14 protein-coding genes are annotated in these 15,589 nt (G+C 70.0%); 6 read left to right on the plus strand and 8 right to left on the minus strand.

Annotated features, from left to right (window positions below):
• Nucleotides 1-122 precede the first annotated feature (122 nt).
• The 3 genes from rpsD to ACFT32_RS35960 all read right to left on the minus strand — a co-directional run bounded on the left by rpsD (nt 123) and on the right by ACFT32_RS35960 (nt 3,098).
• Entirely contained in the window at nt 123-737 is a 615-nt protein-coding gene (gene rpsD, locus ACFT32_RS35950) for a 30S ribosomal protein S4 (protein WP_053668303.1), read from the minus strand.
• A gap of 295 nt (nt 738-1,032) precedes the next feature.
• A complete protein-coding gene (locus tag ACFT32_RS35955; RefSeq protein ID WP_382497612.1) occupies nt 1,033-2,385 on the minus strand; it encodes a replication-associated recombination protein A in 1,353 nt (450 codons plus the stop codon).
• A 56-nt stretch (nt 2,386-2,441) separates the two neighbouring features.
• Nucleotides 2,442-3,098, minus strand: a complete 657-nt coding sequence (locus tag ACFT32_RS35960; protein ID WP_382497614.1) for a vitamin K epoxide reductase family protein — start codon at nt 3,096-3,098, stop codon at nt 2,442-2,444.
• Nucleotides 3,099-3,240: 142 nt separating this feature from the next.
• Here ACFT32_RS35960 and ACFT32_RS35965 point away from each other — a divergent pair, with 142 nt between their 5' ends.
• The 4 genes from ACFT32_RS35965 to ACFT32_RS35980 are packed head-to-tail and all read left to right on the plus strand — an operon-like array spanning nt 3,241 to nt 6,765.
• Complete coding sequence (locus ACFT32_RS35965; protein ID WP_382497616.1) at nt 3,241-4,107, plus strand: ABC transporter ATP-binding protein; 867 nt, start codon at nt 3,241-3,243, stop codon at nt 4,105-4,107.
• Nucleotides 4,104-4,949 (plus strand): ABC transporter permease, encoded by an 846-nt coding sequence (locus tag ACFT32_RS35970; RefSeq protein WP_382497617.1) that lies wholly within the window; start codon nt 4,104-4,106, stop codon nt 4,947-4,949. The genes ACFT32_RS35965 and ACFT32_RS35970 overlap by 4 nt, the downstream gene beginning before the upstream one ends.
• On the plus strand, nt 4,946-6,142 hold the full coding sequence (locus ACFT32_RS35975) for a sensor histidine kinase (protein WP_382497619.1): 1,197 nt from the start codon (nt 4,946-4,948) through the stop codon (nt 6,140-6,142). Before ACFT32_RS35970 ends, ACFT32_RS35975 begins: the two co-directional genes overlap by 4 nt.
• Nucleotides 6,139-6,765 (plus strand): response regulator, encoded by a 627-nt coding sequence (locus ACFT32_RS35980; RefSeq protein WP_382497620.1) that lies wholly within the window; start codon nt 6,139-6,141, stop codon nt 6,763-6,765. Before ACFT32_RS35975 ends, ACFT32_RS35980 begins: the two co-directional genes overlap by 4 nt.
• A gap of 38 nt (nt 6,766-6,803) precedes the next feature.
• Here ACFT32_RS35980 and hisS read toward each other — a convergent pair whose 3' ends face one another.
• A complete protein-coding gene (hisS, locus tag ACFT32_RS35985; protein WP_382497622.1) occupies nt 6,804-8,066 on the minus strand; it encodes a histidine--tRNA ligase in 1,263 nt (420 codons plus the stop codon).
• An 11-nt stretch (nt 8,067-8,077) separates the two neighbouring features.
• A complete protein-coding gene (locus ACFT32_RS35990; RefSeq protein ID WP_359896489.1) occupies nt 8,078-8,785 on the minus strand; it encodes an MBL fold metallo-hydrolase in 708 nt (235 codons plus the stop codon).
• 167 nt (nt 8,786-8,952) lie between these two features.
• On the opposite strand from ACFT32_RS35990, the gene ACFT32_RS35995 reads away from it, so the two are divergent.
• Both ACFT32_RS35995 and ACFT32_RS36000 read left to right on the plus strand, forming a co-directional pair.
• Nucleotides 8,953-9,798 carry a peptidylprolyl isomerase gene (locus ACFT32_RS35995; RefSeq protein ID WP_382497624.1) on the plus strand — a complete coding sequence of 282 codons (846 nt, stop codon included), beginning with the start codon at nt 8,953-8,955 and terminating at the stop codon, nt 9,796-9,798.
• Between the two features lie 135 nt (nt 9,799-9,933).
• The gene (locus ACFT32_RS36000; RefSeq protein WP_382497626.1) at nt 9,934-11,163 is read left to right on the plus strand and encodes a DUF349 domain-containing protein; all 1,230 of its coding nucleotides are present in this window, start codon (nt 9,934-9,936) and stop codon (nt 11,161-11,163) included.
• A gap of 72 nt (nt 11,164-11,235) precedes the next feature.
• Here the strand turns inward: ACFT32_RS36000 and relA are convergent, their stop codons facing one another.
• The 3 genes from relA to secF all read right to left on the minus strand — a co-directional run bounded on the left by relA (nt 11,236) and on the right by secF (nt 15,589).
• The gene (relA, locus tag ACFT32_RS36005; RefSeq protein WP_382497628.1) at nt 11,236-13,749 is read right to left on the minus strand and encodes a GTP pyrophosphokinase; all 2,514 of its coding nucleotides are present in this window, start codon (nt 13,747-13,749) and stop codon (nt 11,236-11,238) included.
• Nucleotides 13,750-13,943: 194 nt separating this feature from the next.
• Nucleotides 13,944-14,483, minus strand: coding sequence for an adenine phosphoribosyltransferase (locus tag ACFT32_RS36010; RefSeq protein WP_382497629.1), 540 nt, complete (start codon nt 14,481-14,483; stop codon nt 13,944-13,946).
• Nucleotides 14,480-15,589: a protein translocase subunit SecF gene (gene secF / locus ACFT32_RS36015; RefSeq protein WP_382497631.1), complete on the minus strand. Its 1,110-nt coding sequence runs from the start codon at nt 15,587-15,589 to the stop codon at nt 14,480-14,482. The genes ACFT32_RS36010 and secF overlap by 4 nt, the downstream gene beginning before the upstream one ends.

Genomic DNA, 15,589 nt, shown 5'->3' on the forward strand with positions numbered 1-15,589 from the left:
CGGGGGTGCGGCTCCGTACCGGATTGCCGCCCGGCGACGGCGGATTCGCGAAAGCCCGCCGCCTCGCCCGACCGGAAGGGACGGGGAGACGGCGGGCTGTTGTACCGCGTGCCTGCCGAGGATCAGCGGGCGTAGTACTCGACGACGAGCTGCTCGTCGCAGATCACCGGGATCTCCTTGCGGTTCGGCTCACGGTCCAGGCGGAACGCCAGGGCCTTGAGGTTCACCTGGAGGTAGCGCGGGGTCTCGCCGTCGGGGGCGAAGCCACCCTCACGGGCGATCGTGAAGAGCGTCTTCTCCTTGGAGCGCTCGCGCACCTGCACGACGTCGTCCGGACGGACACGGAAGGAGGGCTTGTCGACCTTCTTGCCGTTGACCGCGATGTGGCCGTGGACGACCATCTGGCGGGCCTGGTAGATCGTGCGGGCGATGCCCGAACGCAGGACCAGCGCGTCGAGACGGCGCTCGAGCTCGATGATCAGGGCCTCACCGGTCTTGCCCTGGACCTTGGAGGCGCGGTCGTAGGCGCGGACGAGCTGGCGCTCGGACACGTCGTACTGCGCGCGCAGACGCTGCTTCTCGAGCAGACGGACCTTGTAGTCCGAGTTCTGCTTGCGGCCGCGGCCGTGCTCACCCGGGGGGTAGGGACGGGCCTCGAAGTACTTGACGGCCTTCGGGGTCAGCGCGATGCCGAGGGCACGCGACTTCTTGACCTTGGGGCGGGACTGGTTCGCCACTGTTTCTCTTTTCCTGGTTTCGGCTTGTCAGGGTTGTGGGAGGTCGCATCCGCAGCCGGGGAAACCCGCCTCGTCCGTGGACGGGGTGGGCAGCCGCTCCCCTGGTCTGGGCACATACGTGCAGCACGCGAGTGGCCCACCGGCCGGTCCCGTCGCGGGACGGGTGGTGGTGGGCTGCCCGCGACACCGTTCGACGGTGCGCGACGCTCCTGGAGCCGGTCCGAGGATCGGCTCCGGCCGACTGTCCCGTTCTGACTGCACGGGACGCGGCACTCCGACCGAGTTTACAGGGTGCTCAGGACCGCTTTCGACCGAGGTTCTTCCGGGTCCATTCGACCGCGTCCGCGTAGCGGGCCTCCGCGCCGTGCCGGGTCGGTGTGTAGTACTCGCGGTTCTTGAGCGCGTCCGGGGCGTACTGCTGGGCGGCGATGCCCTCGGTCAGGTCGTGCGGGTAGACATAGCCCTGGCCGTGGCCGATCTTGGTCGCGCCCTTGTAGTGGCTGTCGCGCAGATGCGCGGGCACGGACCCGGCCAGCCCCTTGCGTACGTCCTCCAGGGCGGCGCCGATCGCGGTGGTCGCGGCGTTGGACTTGGGCGCCAGGGCCAGCGCGATCGTGGCGTGGCTGAGGGTGAGGGCGGCCTCGGGGAAGCCGATCATGGCGACGGCCTGGGCGGCGGCGACCGCGATCGGCAGGGCGTTCGGATCGGCCAGGCCGATGTCCTCGCTTGCGGAGATCATCAGGCGGCGGGCGATGAAGCGGGGGTCCTCGCCGGCCTCGATCATCCGGGCCAGATAGTGCAGGGCGGCATCGACGTCGGAGCCGCGGATGGACTTGATCAGGGCGCTTGCGACGTCGTAGTGCTGGTCGCCGTCGCGGTCGTACTTCACGGCGGCCCGGTCGACCGTCTCCTCCAGGGTGGTCAGGCCGATCTCCGTCTCGCCCTTGTCGAGGGCGGCTCCGGCGGCCGCCTCCAGGGCGGTGAGGGCGCGGCGGGCGTCGCCGCCGGCGATGCGCAGGAGGTGGCTCTCGGTCTCCTCGGGAAGGGCGACGGCGCCCGTGAGGCCGCGCTCGTCGGTGAGAGCGCGCTGGACGAGGCCCTTGATGTCGTCGTCCGTGAGCGGTTCGAGGGTGAGCAGCAGCGAGCGGGACAGCAGGGGCGAGATCACCGAGAAGTACGGGTTCTCCGTCGTCGCCGCGATCAGCGTCACCCAGCGGTTCTCGACGGCCGGGAGCAGGGAGTCCTGCTGGGCCTTGCTGAAGCGGTGGATCTCGTCGAGGAAGAGGACGGTCTCCTTGCCGTAGCCGCCGGAGGCGCGGCGGGCGCCGTCGATGACCGCGCGGACCTCCTTGACGCCCGCGGTGATCGCCGACAGTTCGACGAAGCGGGCGTCTGTGGCCTTGGAGACGACGTACGCCAGGGTGGTCTTGCCGGTGCCGGGCGGGCCCCAGAGGATCACGGAGGAGGCGCCGGCGGGGCCGGAGGCCTCGCCGACCAGTCTGCGCAGGGGCGAGCCCGGCTTGAGCAGATGCTGCTGTCCCACGACCTCGTCGAGGGTGCGCGGGCGCATCCGGACCGCCAGGGGGCTGCTGGACGGTTCCTTCTCCTGGCGTTCTTCTGCTGCGGCGGTGAACAGGTCGGGCTCCACGTCAGAAACCCTAAGTCACGGCACTGACAATCCCGCGGGGCCCCGGACCGGCCGGGTCAGCTGGTCCAGAAGTCCCACCAGCGGGTCAGGATCAGCATGCCGATGATCCCGATGTGCAGCACGGGCAGGACCCAGGTGAACTCGCCGAAGAAGCTCTTGAGCCAGTTCGGGGCCGGGAGGAAGCCCTTGCGGATGTTGAACGACGTCACGTACCAGAACATGAGGATCGTCGCGACCCAGGCCAGGGAGCACCACAGGCACAGTGCGTTGATCCGGTACAGGGACTGGAACGTCAGCCAGGCGCAGAAGACGACGCCGAACAGGCAGCCGGCGTTGAAGGTGAGCCAGTACCAGCGCGGGTAGCGGGCGCGGGCCAGGAGGCTGATGCCGACGGCGATGACGATGCCGTAGCAGACGAGGCCGAGCATCGGGTTCGGGAAGCCGAAGACGGCGGCCTGCTTGCTCTCCATGACGCTGCCGCAGGAGACGACGGGGTTGAGGCTGCAGCCGGGCGTGAACGTCTTGCCCTCGACCTTGGCCTCGAGGAGCTTGAACTTGTCGATCGTGATGACCCAGGCGGCGAGCAGTCCGGCCGCGCCGGTGATCACCAGCAGCAGGGCGAGGGCCCGGCTGCCGCCCTCGGTGCGGGGCGCGGTCTCGGCGCGCTCCGTCTCGGGCTCCATGGAGACGTCCTTGACTGTCGTCTTGCTCATCACGCCGATTCCGTCGCTTGAGGCCTGACCATCTTCGGGCATGGCCATTGTGCCGCACACGGGCCTCTGTCCACCGTTCAGTGGACATAAGCATGGCCGCACGGTCGGCCCTGAACGTTCGGTTCCGGCCGACGATCGTCGCATGACAGCACACGGGTACGACCTCGCCGTGGACGTGCGAGGGCTGCGCAAGCGCTACGGGGACGTGACCGCCGTCGACGGCGTCGATCTCGGCATCCGGCGCGGCGAGGTGTTCGGCCTGCTCGGCCCGAACGGCGCGGGCAAGAGCACCACGGTGGAGATCCTCCAGGGCAACCGGACCCGGGACGCGGGCGAGGTGTCCGTGCTCGGGTCGGACCCGGCGACCGCCACGCGCGCGTGGCGCTCACGCGTCGGAATCGTCTGGCAGGACGAATCCGCGCCCGCCGAGTTGACGGTCCGGGAGACCGTAGGGCACTTCGCCCGCTACTACCCCCGGCCGCGCGACCCCGGGGAGGTCATCGGCCTGGTCGGTCTGGAGGCGAAGGCGGAGAGCCGGATCAAGGCGCTGTCGGGCGGTCAGCGGCGGCGCCTTGACGTGGCGCTCGGCGTGATCGGCGGCCCGGACCTGCTGCTCCTGGACGAGCCGACGACCGGGTTCGACCCGGCTGCCCGGCGGCAGTTCTGGTCGCTGATCCGCGCCCTGGCCGACGACGGCACGACGATCCTGCTGACCACGCACTACCTGGAGGAGGCGGAGGCCCTCGCGCACCGGCTGGCCATCGTCGCCGAGGGCCGGATCGTCGCCGAGGGCGAGCCCGGGGCGCTGCGGGAACGGTTCGGCACGGAGGCCGTGGTCGGGTGGACGGAGCCGGACGGCTCGCCGCGCGTCGCGCGCACCGAGACGCCGACCCGGACGATCGCCGGGCTCCTGCACCGCTTCGACGGCGAGATCCCGGGGCTGACGGTGAGCCGGCCCACGCTGGAGGATGTCTATCTCCGGCTCACCGGTCAGGAGGACCCGCGATGACCGCGACCGTCGTACGGAAGCGCGGTGACGTCGGTGGCGAGCGGCTGCCCGGGGCCTGGGGGCTCGGGCTGGGGCGGGGCGCGCTGGAGATCAGGCAGTTCTTCCGGCAGCGCGACCAGGTGGTGTTCACCTTCGCCTTCCCGGTCGTCTTCCTGTTCCTGTTCGCGTCGATCTTCAAGGACGACGTGGAGGGCGCGGGCATCACCGCCTCGCAGTTGTACGTCCCGGCGATGATGGCCGCCGGCATCATGTCGACGAGTTTCCAGGCGCTCGGCATCTCGATCGCCGTCGAGCGGCAGGACAAGGTGCTGCGCCGGCTGCGCGGTACGCCGATGCCGCCCACGGCGTACTTCCTCGGCAAGATCTGGCTGGTTCTTTTCACCGGTCTGCTGGAGACGGTGATCCTGCTCGCCGTCGGTACCACCCTGTACGACGTGGACCTGCCCTCGGACGCGGGCCGCTGGTTCGACCTGGCGTGGATCTTCGTGCTCGGCATCACGGCGTGCGCCCTGCTCGGCATCGCGATCAGTTCCGTGCCGAAGTCCGCGACCAGCGCCAGTTCCGTGGTCGTGCTGCCGTTCCTGGTGCTGCAGTTCATCTCCGGGGTGTACATCGCCATCGGCACCATCCCGGACTGGATGCTGACGATCGGGGCGCTGTTCCCGCTCAAGTGGATGTGCCAGGGGCTGCGCGGGGTGTTCCTGCCGGAGTCGGCGCAGGTGCTGGAGCAGGCGGGGAGCTGGGAGCTGGGACGCGTGGCTCTGGTGCTCGCCGCGTGGTGCGTCGGAGGATTGGCGCTGTGCCTGCTGACGTTCCGCTGGAAGGACCGGCGCGAGGGATGAGCGATACGGCGGATGCCGGCAGCGCCTACACCTGGGAGCGCTCGTTCCGGCTCTGGGACACGTACTTCGCGCTCATCTGGGTCGTCACCGTGGCCTATGTGCTGGCCGCGGAGCATCCCGGCTGGCCGGTCCGCGCGATCGCCGCGGCGCTGCTCGTCCCGCTGGTCCCGCTGTACGTGGGGGTCGGGCGCCGGCTGATCCAGGGCGACCCGCCCGACCAGCGGCGGACCATCGGCTATCTGACGGCGGCGCTGGCGCTGTTCCTGCCGTCGGCCGTCCTCGCCGGTGAGACGCGGCTGCTGGCCTTCGCGCTGATCCCGCAGTGCTTCATGACGCTGCGGTCGCGGTCGGCGCTGGTCGCCGTGGCCGTGATCAACCTCGTGCCCGTGGTGGGCTGGGCGCTGCTGTGGCGCCCCGACGCCCGGGATGTGGTCTTCAATGTGCTCTTCTGCCTGGTCACCCTGGTGTTCTCGGTGGCGCTCGGCAGCTGGACGATCCGGATCATCGAGCAGAGCCAGGAGCGGGCCGAGTTGATCGCGGAGCTGGACGCCAGCCGGCACGAGGTCGGCCGGCTGTCCGAGGCCCACGGGGCGCTGGCCGAGCGGGAGCGGCTGGCCCGGGAGATCCACGACACGCTCGCGCAGGGGTTCACGAGTCTGGTGATGCTGATCCAGGCGGTCGAGGCGGAGCTGGATCACGACGTGCCCGCGGCGCGGCGTCATCTGCGGCTGATGGACGACACGGCCCGGCAGAACCTCGCCGAGGCCCGGGCCCTGGTCGCCGGGGGCGCTCCCGTCGACCTGGACGGCGCGACCCTGCCGGACGCGCTGCACCGGCTCGCGGCCCGCCATGACGCGAGGCTGGAGGTGACCGGGCCGGTGCGGACGCTGCCCGCCGGACCCGAGGTGGTCGCCCTGCGCGCCTGCCAGGAGGCGCTGGCCAACGCCCGTAAGCACGCCGGGAGTTCGGTGAAGGTCGGCGTGTCGCTGGCGTACGGGGACGAGTCGCTCATGGTGTCCGTGCGGGACGACGGCTGCGGTTTCGACCCGGCAGCGGTCCGCGGCGGATACGGTCTCGCGGGGCTGCGGGCCCGGGCCGTAGAGGTGGGCGGGACCGCGGAGGTGCGCAGTGCCCCGGGTGAGGGCACGGCCGTGACCGTCCGACTGCCGGTCGTGCGGAGGGAGATGCCGTGATCCGGATCATCCTGGCCGACGACCATCCCGTCGTACGGGAGGGGCTGCGGGCGATGCTCAGTGCCGAGTCGGACCTGGAGGTCGTCGCCGACGCGTCCAGCGGTCCGCAGGCGGAGGCGCTGGCGGCGGAGTTGCGGCCGGACATCGTGCTGATGGATCTGCGGATGCCCGGTGGCGGCGGTGTGGATTCCATCGTGCGGATGACGCGGGCAGGCCTGCCGTGCCGGGTGGTCGTGCTGACGACGTACGAGACCGACCGGGACATCCTGCGGGCGGTGGAGGCCGGGGCCGCGGGCTATCTGCTGAAGGACCTGCCGCGTGCCGAACTCGCCGAGGCCGTACGGGCGGCGGCACGCGGCGAGACGGTACTGGCCCCGTCCGTCGCGGCCCGGCTGGTGGACCGGCTGCGGGCCAAGCCGGACCGGCCCCGGCTCTCGGAGCGCGAGACGGCCGTACTGCGCCTGGTCGCCGAGGGCTGCACGAACGCGGAAATCGGACGGCATCTGTTCATCGGGGAGTCGACGGTGAAGACCTACCTGCTGCGGATCTTCGGCAAGCTGGGGGTGGACGACCGGACGGCCGCCGTCACCAGCGCGATGCGGTACGGGCTGCTGGAGCAGTGAGGAAGGCGCCGGGTGTCTCCGGCGCCTTCGCGCTCACGTCAGCCCAGCCGGGCCTCCAGCTCCGCCACGATCTCGTTCACGCCCACCGCCGTCTGCTCGCCCGACTCCATGTCCTTGAGCTGGACGACGCCCTCGGCGAGGTCGCGCTCGCCGGCGACGACCGTGTAACGGGCGCCGCTGCGGTTGGCGTTCTTCATGGCGCCCTTGAGGCCCTTGGCGCCGTAGGAGAAGTCCGCGGCGATGCCGTTCTTGCGGAGTTCCGTGACCTTGGCGAACAGGACCCGGCGGGCCTCCTCGCCGAGCGGGACGGCGAACACGCTGGTGGTGGCGGGGAGTTCGAGCTCGATGCCCTCCGCCTCCAGGGCGAGGACCGTGCGGTCGACGCCGAGGGCCCAGCCGACGGACGGCAGGGCCGGGCCGCCGATCATCTCGGACAGGCCGTCGTAGCGGCCGCCGCCGCCCACCGCTGACTGGGAGCCCAGACCGTCGTGGACGAACTCGAAGGTGGTGCGGGTGTAGTAGTCCAGGCCGCGGACCAGCTTCACATCGTCCTCGAAGGCGACGCCCGCGGCCGTGATCAGCTCGCGGACCTCCTCGTGGTACGCCTTGCACGCGTCGCAGAGGTAGTCGCGCAGCAGCGGGGCGTCCCCCAGCTGCTTCTGGACCGACTCACGCTTGTCGTCCAGGACGCGCAGCGGGTTGATCTCCGCCCGGCGCAGGGTGTCCTCGTCCAGCTCCAGGCCGCGCAGGAAGTCCTGCAGTGCCGTCCGGTACACCGGGCGGCACTCCTTGTCGCCCAGGCTGTTGAGCAGGATCCGGAAGTCGCTCAGGCCCAGCGAGCGGTACGCCTGGTCGGCCAGGATGATCAGCTCGGCGTCCAGCGCCGGGTCCTCCGCGCCGATCGCCTCGGCACCGACCTGCGAGAAGTGGCGGTAACGGCCCTTCTGGGGACGCTCGTAGCGGTAGTACGAGCCGGAATACCAGAGCTTGACCGGGAGGTTGCCCGCCTTGTGCAGGTTGGCCTCCAGCGCGGCTCGGAGGACGGACGCCGTGCCCTCGGGGCGCAGGGCCAGCCTGTCACCGCCCTTGGTCTCGAAGGCGTACATCTCCTTCGTGACGATGTCCGTCGACTCGCCGACACCGCGTGCGAAGAGCTCGACGTTCTCGAAGCCGGGCGTCTCGATGTAGCCGTAGCCGGAGTCCCGCAGCGGGGCGGCGATCGCCTCACGGACCGCCAGGTACTTCGCGGAGTCCGGCGGGATCAGGTCGTACGTGCCCTTGGGGGCCTTGAAGGTGCTCACGGAGGGTCTCGTCACATTCCTCGTCGGGGAGCGTCGTGGGCTCCCTGGCCGGCCGCCACCTGCCGCAGATACGGATTGGTGGCGCGCTCCTGGCCGATGGTCGTCTGGGGGCCGTGGCCGGACAGCACCACGGTCGAGTCGTCGAGCGGCAGGCACACGCGGCCCAGCGAGTCGAGCATCTCGGCCATGTCACCGCCGGGCAGGTCGGTGCGTCCGATGGAGCCGGCGAACAGCAGGTCGCCCGAGAACAGGATCGGCGGGATGTCCGCCGCCTCGGGCATGCCGAAGGTCACCGACCCCTTGGTATGGCCGGGCGCGTGCGCGACGGACAGCTCCAGGCCCGCCAGCTCCAGCTTCGCCCCGTCGGCCAGCTCCTTGACGTCGTCCGGCTCCCCCACGGTCAGTTCACCCAGGAGCGGCATCCCGATGGAACGGCCGATCCCCTTCTCGGGGTCGTTCATCATGTACCGGTCGTCGGGGTGGATCCAGGCCGGCACGTCGTGCGCGCCGCACACCGGGACGACCGAGGCCACGTGGTCGATGTGGCCGTGGGTGAGGACGACGGCGACGGGCTTGAGCCGATGTTTTCTGATCGCTTCCTCGACGCCGTCGGCGGCCTGATGGCCGGGGTCGATGATCACGCACTCCTCACCGGCGGCGGGGGCGACGAGGTAGCAGTTCGTCCCCCAGGCCCCGGCGGGGAACCCGGCAATGAGCACGATCGTCCTTCGTTGTGTCGATACGGGAGGCTGTGGCTGGTGACAGAGCCTACCGGCGCTGCCGATTCCTCAGCGAACCCATATACGGTACGGGGCACACGCAGGCGGTCGGCACACAGGACGCACGCGTACCGGTCGACGTTCGAGACCCATGAGGAGAGAACCCGGTGGTCAGCCAGGAACAGCGGCGGCGTCAGCTCGCCCGGGAGAAGTTCTTGCGGCAGCAGCAGCGACGCACGGACGCTCGACGCAAGGCCCGTATCCGCAACTCCGTGATCGCCTCGGTTCTCGGCGTGGTCGTGGTGCTCTCCGTGACGGTCTTCCTGACCAAGCCGTTCGAGGACGACGGCAAGACGGAGAACGCGAACGCGGACGTCACGCCGAGCGCCACTCCCAGCAAGGCCCCGGACCCGTGCGAGAAGCCCGCCGCGGGCAAGGTCAAGTCGGAGACCTGGAAGAAGGAACCGGCGCTGTCGATCGACGAGTCGGCGAAGTACACGATGAAGCTGGACACGACGTGCGGTGAGATAGACGTCGCGCTGAAGGCGTCGGCGGCGCCGCACACCGTCAACTCGTTCAACTACCTTCTCGGCAAGGGGTACTTGGACCACAGCAAGTGCCACCGGCTCACCAGCCAGAACATCTACGTCCTGCAGTGCGGTGACCCGCAGGGCACCGGCATGGGCGGACCGGGCTACACGATCCCGGACGAGAACCTCAAGGACAAGAGCCTCAAGGGCGGGGTGTACCCGGCGGGCACGGTCGCGATGGCGAACCAGTACAACGCCCAGACGAAGCAGGGGCGGGACAGCGGCGGCAGCCAGTTCTTCCTCGTCTACCAGGACAGTCAGCTTCCGCCCGACTACACACCGTTCGGTACGGTGTCCGAGGCGGGCATGAAGGTCCTGACGAAGATCGCCAAGGCCGGGGCGCAGGCCCCCGACCCTCAGACGGGCAACACGGCGCCCAATGCGACGGTCGTGATCAACAAGGCCACGATCAGCGAATCCTGACCCCCAACTGCGAAATTTCGGTCGCGCGGGATGCGGACACGCCCCCCGCCGGTCGCCTATGTTGGCCGTGACGAAACTGTGGACGATGCCCGGGGGTGCTGAGGCCCCTCGCAGGCATCATGTGGAGGAGGCGCTGTGAGCAGCGACCCGTGGGGCCGCGTCGACGAGACGGGGACCGTGTACGTGCGTACGGCCGAGGGCGAGCAGGTCGTCGGTTCCTGGCAGGCAGGCTCCCCCGAGGAGGCGCTGGCCTATTTCGAGCGCAAGTACGAGGGCCTGGTTGTCGAGATCGGCCTCCTCGAGAAGCGAGTGAAGACCACCGACCTGTCGGCGAAGGACGCTCAGGTCGCCATCGACCACATCCGGGAGCAGGTCGACGCGCACCACGTGGTGGGCGACCTGGATGCCCTGCGGGTCCGGCTGGACAAGCTCGTGGAACAGGTGGAGGCGCGCCGCGAGGAGCGCAAGGCGCAGCGGGCGAGGCAGTCCGACGAGGCGCGCAAGTCCAAGGAGGCGCTGGTCGCCGAGGCGGAGGAGCTGTCGCAGTCCGACCAGTGGCGGGCGGCCGGTGAGCGGCTGCGGGCCCTGGTGGACACCTGGAAGGGCCTGCCGCGGCTGGACCGCAAGTCCGACGACGACCTGTGGCACCGGTTCTCGCACGCGCGGTCGGCGTTCTCCAAGCGGCGCAAGCAGCACTTCGCGCAGCTGGACGCCCAGCGCGAGGAGGCGCGGCGGACCAAGGAACGGCTGGTCTCCGAGGCCGAGGCGCTGTCGAACTCGACGGACTGGGGTGTGACGGCGGCCCGCTATCGCGAGCTGATGGCCGAGTGGAAGGCCGCCGGCCGTGCGCAGCGTGAGCACGAGGACGATCTGTGGAACCGCTTCCGCGGCGCCCAGGACGTCTTCTTCGCGGCCCGCAGCTCGGTCTTCGCCGAGCGGGACGCCGAGCAGGCGGAGAACCTGAAGCTCAAGGAGGAGCTGGCCGAGGAGGCCGAGAAGCTCCTGCCGATCACGGACCTGAAGGCGGCCCGGGCCGCGTTCCGTTCCGTCAACGAGCGCTGGGAGGCCATCGGCCATGTGCCGCGCGACGCGCGGCCGAAGGTCGAGGGCCGGATGCACGCCGTCGAGCGGGCCCTCCAGGAGTCCGAGGAGGCCGAGTGGCGCCGTACGAACCCGGAGGCACGCGCGCGTGCCGAGGGTCTGACCGGCCAGCTCCAGGCCGCCGTGGACAAGCTGCGGGGTCAGATCGAGCAGGCCCGTGCGCAGGGCAACAACGCCAAGGCCGACAAGCTCGAGCGTGAGCTCGAGGGCCGCCAGGCGCTGCTGGACCAGGCGCAGAAGGGCCTGCAGGAGTTCGGAGGCTGATCAGCCGGTCGCGGAAGAGGGCCCCGTACCTGCCGTACGGGGCCCTCTTTCACGTGCTCTTTCGCGTGGTCGTCACGACCTGCTGCGCGCCGACGTCACCCGGTACACGTCGTAGACGCCCTCCACCCCCCGGACCGCCTTCAGCACATGGCCGAGATGCTTCGGGTCGCCCATCTCGAAGGTGAAGCGGGAGGTGGCGACGCGGTCGCGGGAGGTCTGGACGGCCGCGGAGAGGATGTTGACGTGCTGGTCGGACAGCACGCGGGTGACGTCCGACAGCAGCCGGGAGCGGTCCAGGGCCTCGACCTGGATGGCGACCAGGAAGACCGAGGACTGGGTGGGCGCCCACTCCACCTCGAGGATGCGCTCGGGCTCGCGGGACAGTGACTCCACGTTCACGCAGTCGTTGCGGTGAACCGATACACCACTACCGCGGGTCACGAAGCCGATGATGGGGTCGCCGGGGACGGGCGTACAGCAGCGGGCCAGCTTGACCCACACGTCATCGACGCCCTTCACGACGACGCCCGGGTCGGCGCTGGAGCGGCGTTTGCGGCTGCGTCCGCGGGCCGGCGGGACCGACTCGTCGATCTCCTCGGTGGCGGCCTCCTCGCCGCCGAGGGCCTGGACGAGCTTCTGCACGATGTTCTGCGCGGAGACATGGCCCTCGCCGATCGCCGCGTACAGCGCGGAGATGTCGGCGTAGCGCATCTCGTGCGCGAGGGTCACCAGGGAGTCGCCGGTCAGGATGCGCTGGATCGGCAGGTTCTGCTTGCGCATCGCGCGGACGATGGCGTCCTTGCCCTGCTCGATCGCCTCGTCGCGGCGCTCCTTGGAGAACCAGGCCCGGATCTTGTTGCGGGCGCGCGGTGACTTGACGAAGCCGAGCCAGTCGCGGGAGGGGCCGGCGCCGGACGCCTTGGAGGTGAAGACCTCGACCAGGTCGCCGTTGTCGAGGGTGGACTCGAGGGGCACCAGGCGGCCGTTCACCCGGGCACCGATGGTGCGGTGGCCGACCTCGGTGTGGACGGCGTACGCGAAGTCCACCGGGGTGGCACTGGCCGGGAGCGCTATGACGTCGCCCTTGGGGGTGAAGACGAAGACCTCGTTGCGGGAGAGGTCGAAGCGCAGGGACTCCAGGAACTCGCCCGGGTCCTCGGTCTCCTTCTGCCAGTCCAGGAGCTGCCGCAGCCACGCCATGTCGTTGATGGCGTCCTTGTCCTTGCCGGAGGACTTGGGTGCGTCCGTGCGCACCTTCGAGGCGCCGGCGACGGCCTCCTGCTTGTACTTCCAGTGCGCGGCGATGCCGTACTCGGCGCGGCGGTGCATGTCGAAGGTGCGGATCTGCAGTTCGACGGGCTTGCCGCCGGGGCCGATGACCGTCGTGTGCAGCGACTGGTACATGTTGAACTTGGGCATCGCGATGTAGTCCTTGAACCGGCCGGGGACCGGGTTCCATCGCGCGTGCACCGTGCCGAGGGCCGCGTAGCAGTCGCGGACCGTGTCCACGAGGACGCGGATGCCCACCAGGTCGTAGATCTCCGCGAAGTCACGGCCGCGGACGATCATCTTCTGGTAGACGCTGTAGTAGTGCTTGGGGCGGCCGGTGACGGTCGCCTTGATGCGGGCCGCCCGCAGGTCCTGCTGGACCTCGTCGGTGACTATGGCCAGGTATTCGTCACGCTTCGGTGCCCGCTCGGCCACCAGCCGTACGATCTCGTCGTACATCTTGGGGTAGAGGATCGCGAAGGCGAGATCCTCCAGCTCCCACTTGATGGTGTTCATGCCGAGGCGATGGGCGAGCGGCGCGTAGATCTCCAGGGTCTCGCGCGCCTTCTTCTCCTGCTTCTCGCGCTTGAGGTAGCGCATGGTGCGCATGTTGTGCAGGCGGTCGGCGAGCTTGATGACCAGGACGCGCGGGTCCTTGGCCATGGCGACGACCATCTTGCGCACGGTCTCGGCCTGGGCCGCCTCGCCGAACTTGACCTTGTCCAGCTTGGTGACGCCGTCGACGAGGAGGGTGACGACGTCGCCGAAGTCACGGCGCAGGTCGTCCAGGCCGTACTCGGTGTCCTCGACCGTGTCGTGCAGCAGGCCGGCCATCAGCGTGGCCGGATCCATGCCCAGCTCGGCGAGGATCGTGGTCACGGCGAGGGGGTGCGTGATGTAGGGGTCGCCGCTCTTGCGCTTCTGGCCGCGGTGCCAGCGCTCGGCGACCTGGTAGGCCTTCTCGATCTGGCGGAGCGTCGCCGTCTCGATCTTCGGGTCGTTGCTGCGCACTATGCGCAGCAAGGGCTCCAGCACGGGGTTGTACGGGTTGGCGCGCTGGACGCCGAGGCGGGCGAGGCGGGCACGGACGCGGTTGGAGGAGCCGGTGCGGGCGGGCTGGCCGCCGGCCTGGCGCACCGCGGGAGGGGCCGGCTTGGGGCGCGACTGCTCGGCGGTCTTGTCGACGGGCGCCGACTGGGCGTGCTCGACCGGCCCGCGGGTGTCGTTCTTCGCGTGCGGCGCGTTCGGCGCGGGCTTGGCCGCTGCCGAGGCGGACTCGGGCTTGGCGGCGGTCAGGTGCTGGGCCTCGTCTGACAAGAGGGCTCCTCGTGCGCGTTCCGGGTCCCCCGGTCAGGCTCCGGAGACCCCATGGTAGCGATCCTGTGCCCCGGGATCGCCTTCAGGCCAATGTGAGGACCGTCTACCCAGGGAACGTGAGAGGCGGGCACCGGATTCCTCCGGGCCCGCCTCCGCGGTGTCGTGCCGGTGTCCACCGGGCCGCTGTGGGCTGGTCAGACCGTGAGCAGCGCCTTCAGCGGGGCTCCGCGCAGAGCCGGCTCCAGACGGGCCCGGCCGCTGAGGAATCCGAGCTCCATGAGGACGGCGAGACCGGCGACCTCGGCTCCGGCCCGGCGGATGAGCTGGACCGAGGCCTCGGCGGTGCCGCCGGTGGCGAGGACGTCGTCGACGATCAGGACGCGGTCGTCGGCGACCAGGTCCTCGGCGTGCACCTCGATCTCGGCCGAGCCGTACTCCAGGTCGTAGGCCTGGCCGAGGGTGGCTCCGGGGAGCTTGCCCGCCTTGCGTACGGGGATGAAGCCGAGGCCGGCGCGGACGGCGACCGGGGCGCCGAGGATGAAGCCGCGGGCCTCGAGGCCGACGATCTTGGTGGCACCGGCCTCCACGGCGATCTCGGCGAGAGCGTCGGTGAGCGCGGTGAACGCCGCCGGGTCCGCCAGGAGCGGGGTGATGTCCTTGAACATCACGCCCGGCTCCGGATAGTCGGCCACGTCCCTGATGCGGCTGAGCAGCAGTTCCTTGATGTCGGTCATCGGCGCTTCCCCGAGGGGCGGCCCCGGCCGCGGTTGCGGGACGCCGGCTGGTTGCGCGGGCCGACGACGGCCGGAGCGACGTCCTCGGGCTCGTCGGCGTAGGACTCGTCCCCGGTCTCCGCCTGGGGGGTCTCACCCTTGGCGGCCCGCTTGGCCAGGACGCGCTTCTTCAGGGCCTTCATCTGCGGCTCGCGCTCCTTGAGGTCGGCGACGAGCGGCGTGGCGATGAAGATCGAGGAGTACGCACCGGCGGCGAGACCGACGAACAGCGACAGCGAGATGTCGTTGAGCATGCCGGCGCCGAGGACACCGCCACCGATGAACAGCAGGCCCGCGACCGGCAGCAGCGCGACCACCGTGGTGTTGATCGAGCGGACCAGGGTGCTGTTGATCGAGCGGTTGGCGACGTCGCTGTAGGTCCAGCGGGTCTGCTTGGTGATGTCCTTGGTCTGTTCCTTGAGGCTGTCGAAGACCACGACCGTGTCGTAGAGCGAGTAGCCGAGGATCGTGAGCAGACCGATCACCGTGCCGGGCGTGACCTCGAAGCCGACGAGGGCGTAGATACCGACCGTGATGGTGATGTCGTGGATCAGTGCGACGAAGGCGGCGATGGCCATGCGCCACTCGAAGGCGATCGCCAGATAGATCACCACGAGGATCAGGAAGATGCCGAGGCCCTGCCAGGCCTTGTTGGCGATCTGCTCACCCCAGCTGGGGCCGACCAGCTCGGCGTTGATCTGCTCCGAGTCGATCTTGAGGTCGTCGGCGAGCGTGTTCTTGATGTCGTTCGCCGCGCCGGTGTCGATTCCGGCGACCTGGATGCGCATGCTGCCGTCGCCGAGCTTCTGGACGATCGCGTCGTGGCCGGAGGCCTCCTCCGCGTACCGCTCGGCCTGGGACACCGAGGCGCTGGTGTTCTTCGGGGTGTTGAAGACCGCGCCGCCCTGGAACTCGATGCCCATGTTCAGGCCGCGCACCGCCAGGCCGGCGATGGCCAGGATGGTGATCAGGATCGAGACGCCGTACCAGATCTTGCGGTTTTTGACGAAGTCGTAGCCGACCTCGCCGCGGTGGAGTCGGGCGCCGAGGTTGCCGAGTTTCGACAT

It is taken from the genome of Streptomyces sp. NPDC057002 (assembly GCF_042673825.1).
Taxonomy (GTDB): domain Bacteria; phylum Actinomycetota; class Actinomycetes; order Streptomycetales; family Streptomycetaceae; genus Streptomyces.

Coding starts and splice junctions, on each gene's coding strand:
- ACFT32_RS35965 (WP_382497616.1), top strand. CDS start 3,241: ATGACAGCACACGGGTACGACCTCGCCGTGGACGTGCGAGGGCTGCGC.
- ACFT32_RS35960 (WP_382497614.1), bottom strand. CDS start 3,098: ATGAGCAAGACGACAGTCAAGGACGTCTCCATGGAGCCCGAGACGGAG.
- ACFT32_RS36010 (WP_382497629.1), bottom strand. CDS start 14,483: ATGACCGACATCAAGGAACTGCTGCTCAGCCGCATCAGGGACGTGGCC.
- ACFT32_RS35970 (WP_382497617.1), top strand. CDS start 4,104: ATGACCGCGACCGTCGTACGGAAGCGCGGTGACGTCGGTGGCGAGCGG.
- secF (WP_382497631.1), bottom strand. CDS start 15,589: ATGTCGAAACTCGGCAACCTCGGCGCCCGACTCCACCGCGGCGAGGTC.
- ACFT32_RS35975 (WP_382497619.1), top strand. CDS start 4,946: ATGAGCGATACGGCGGATGCCGGCAGCGCCTACACCTGGGAGCGCTCG.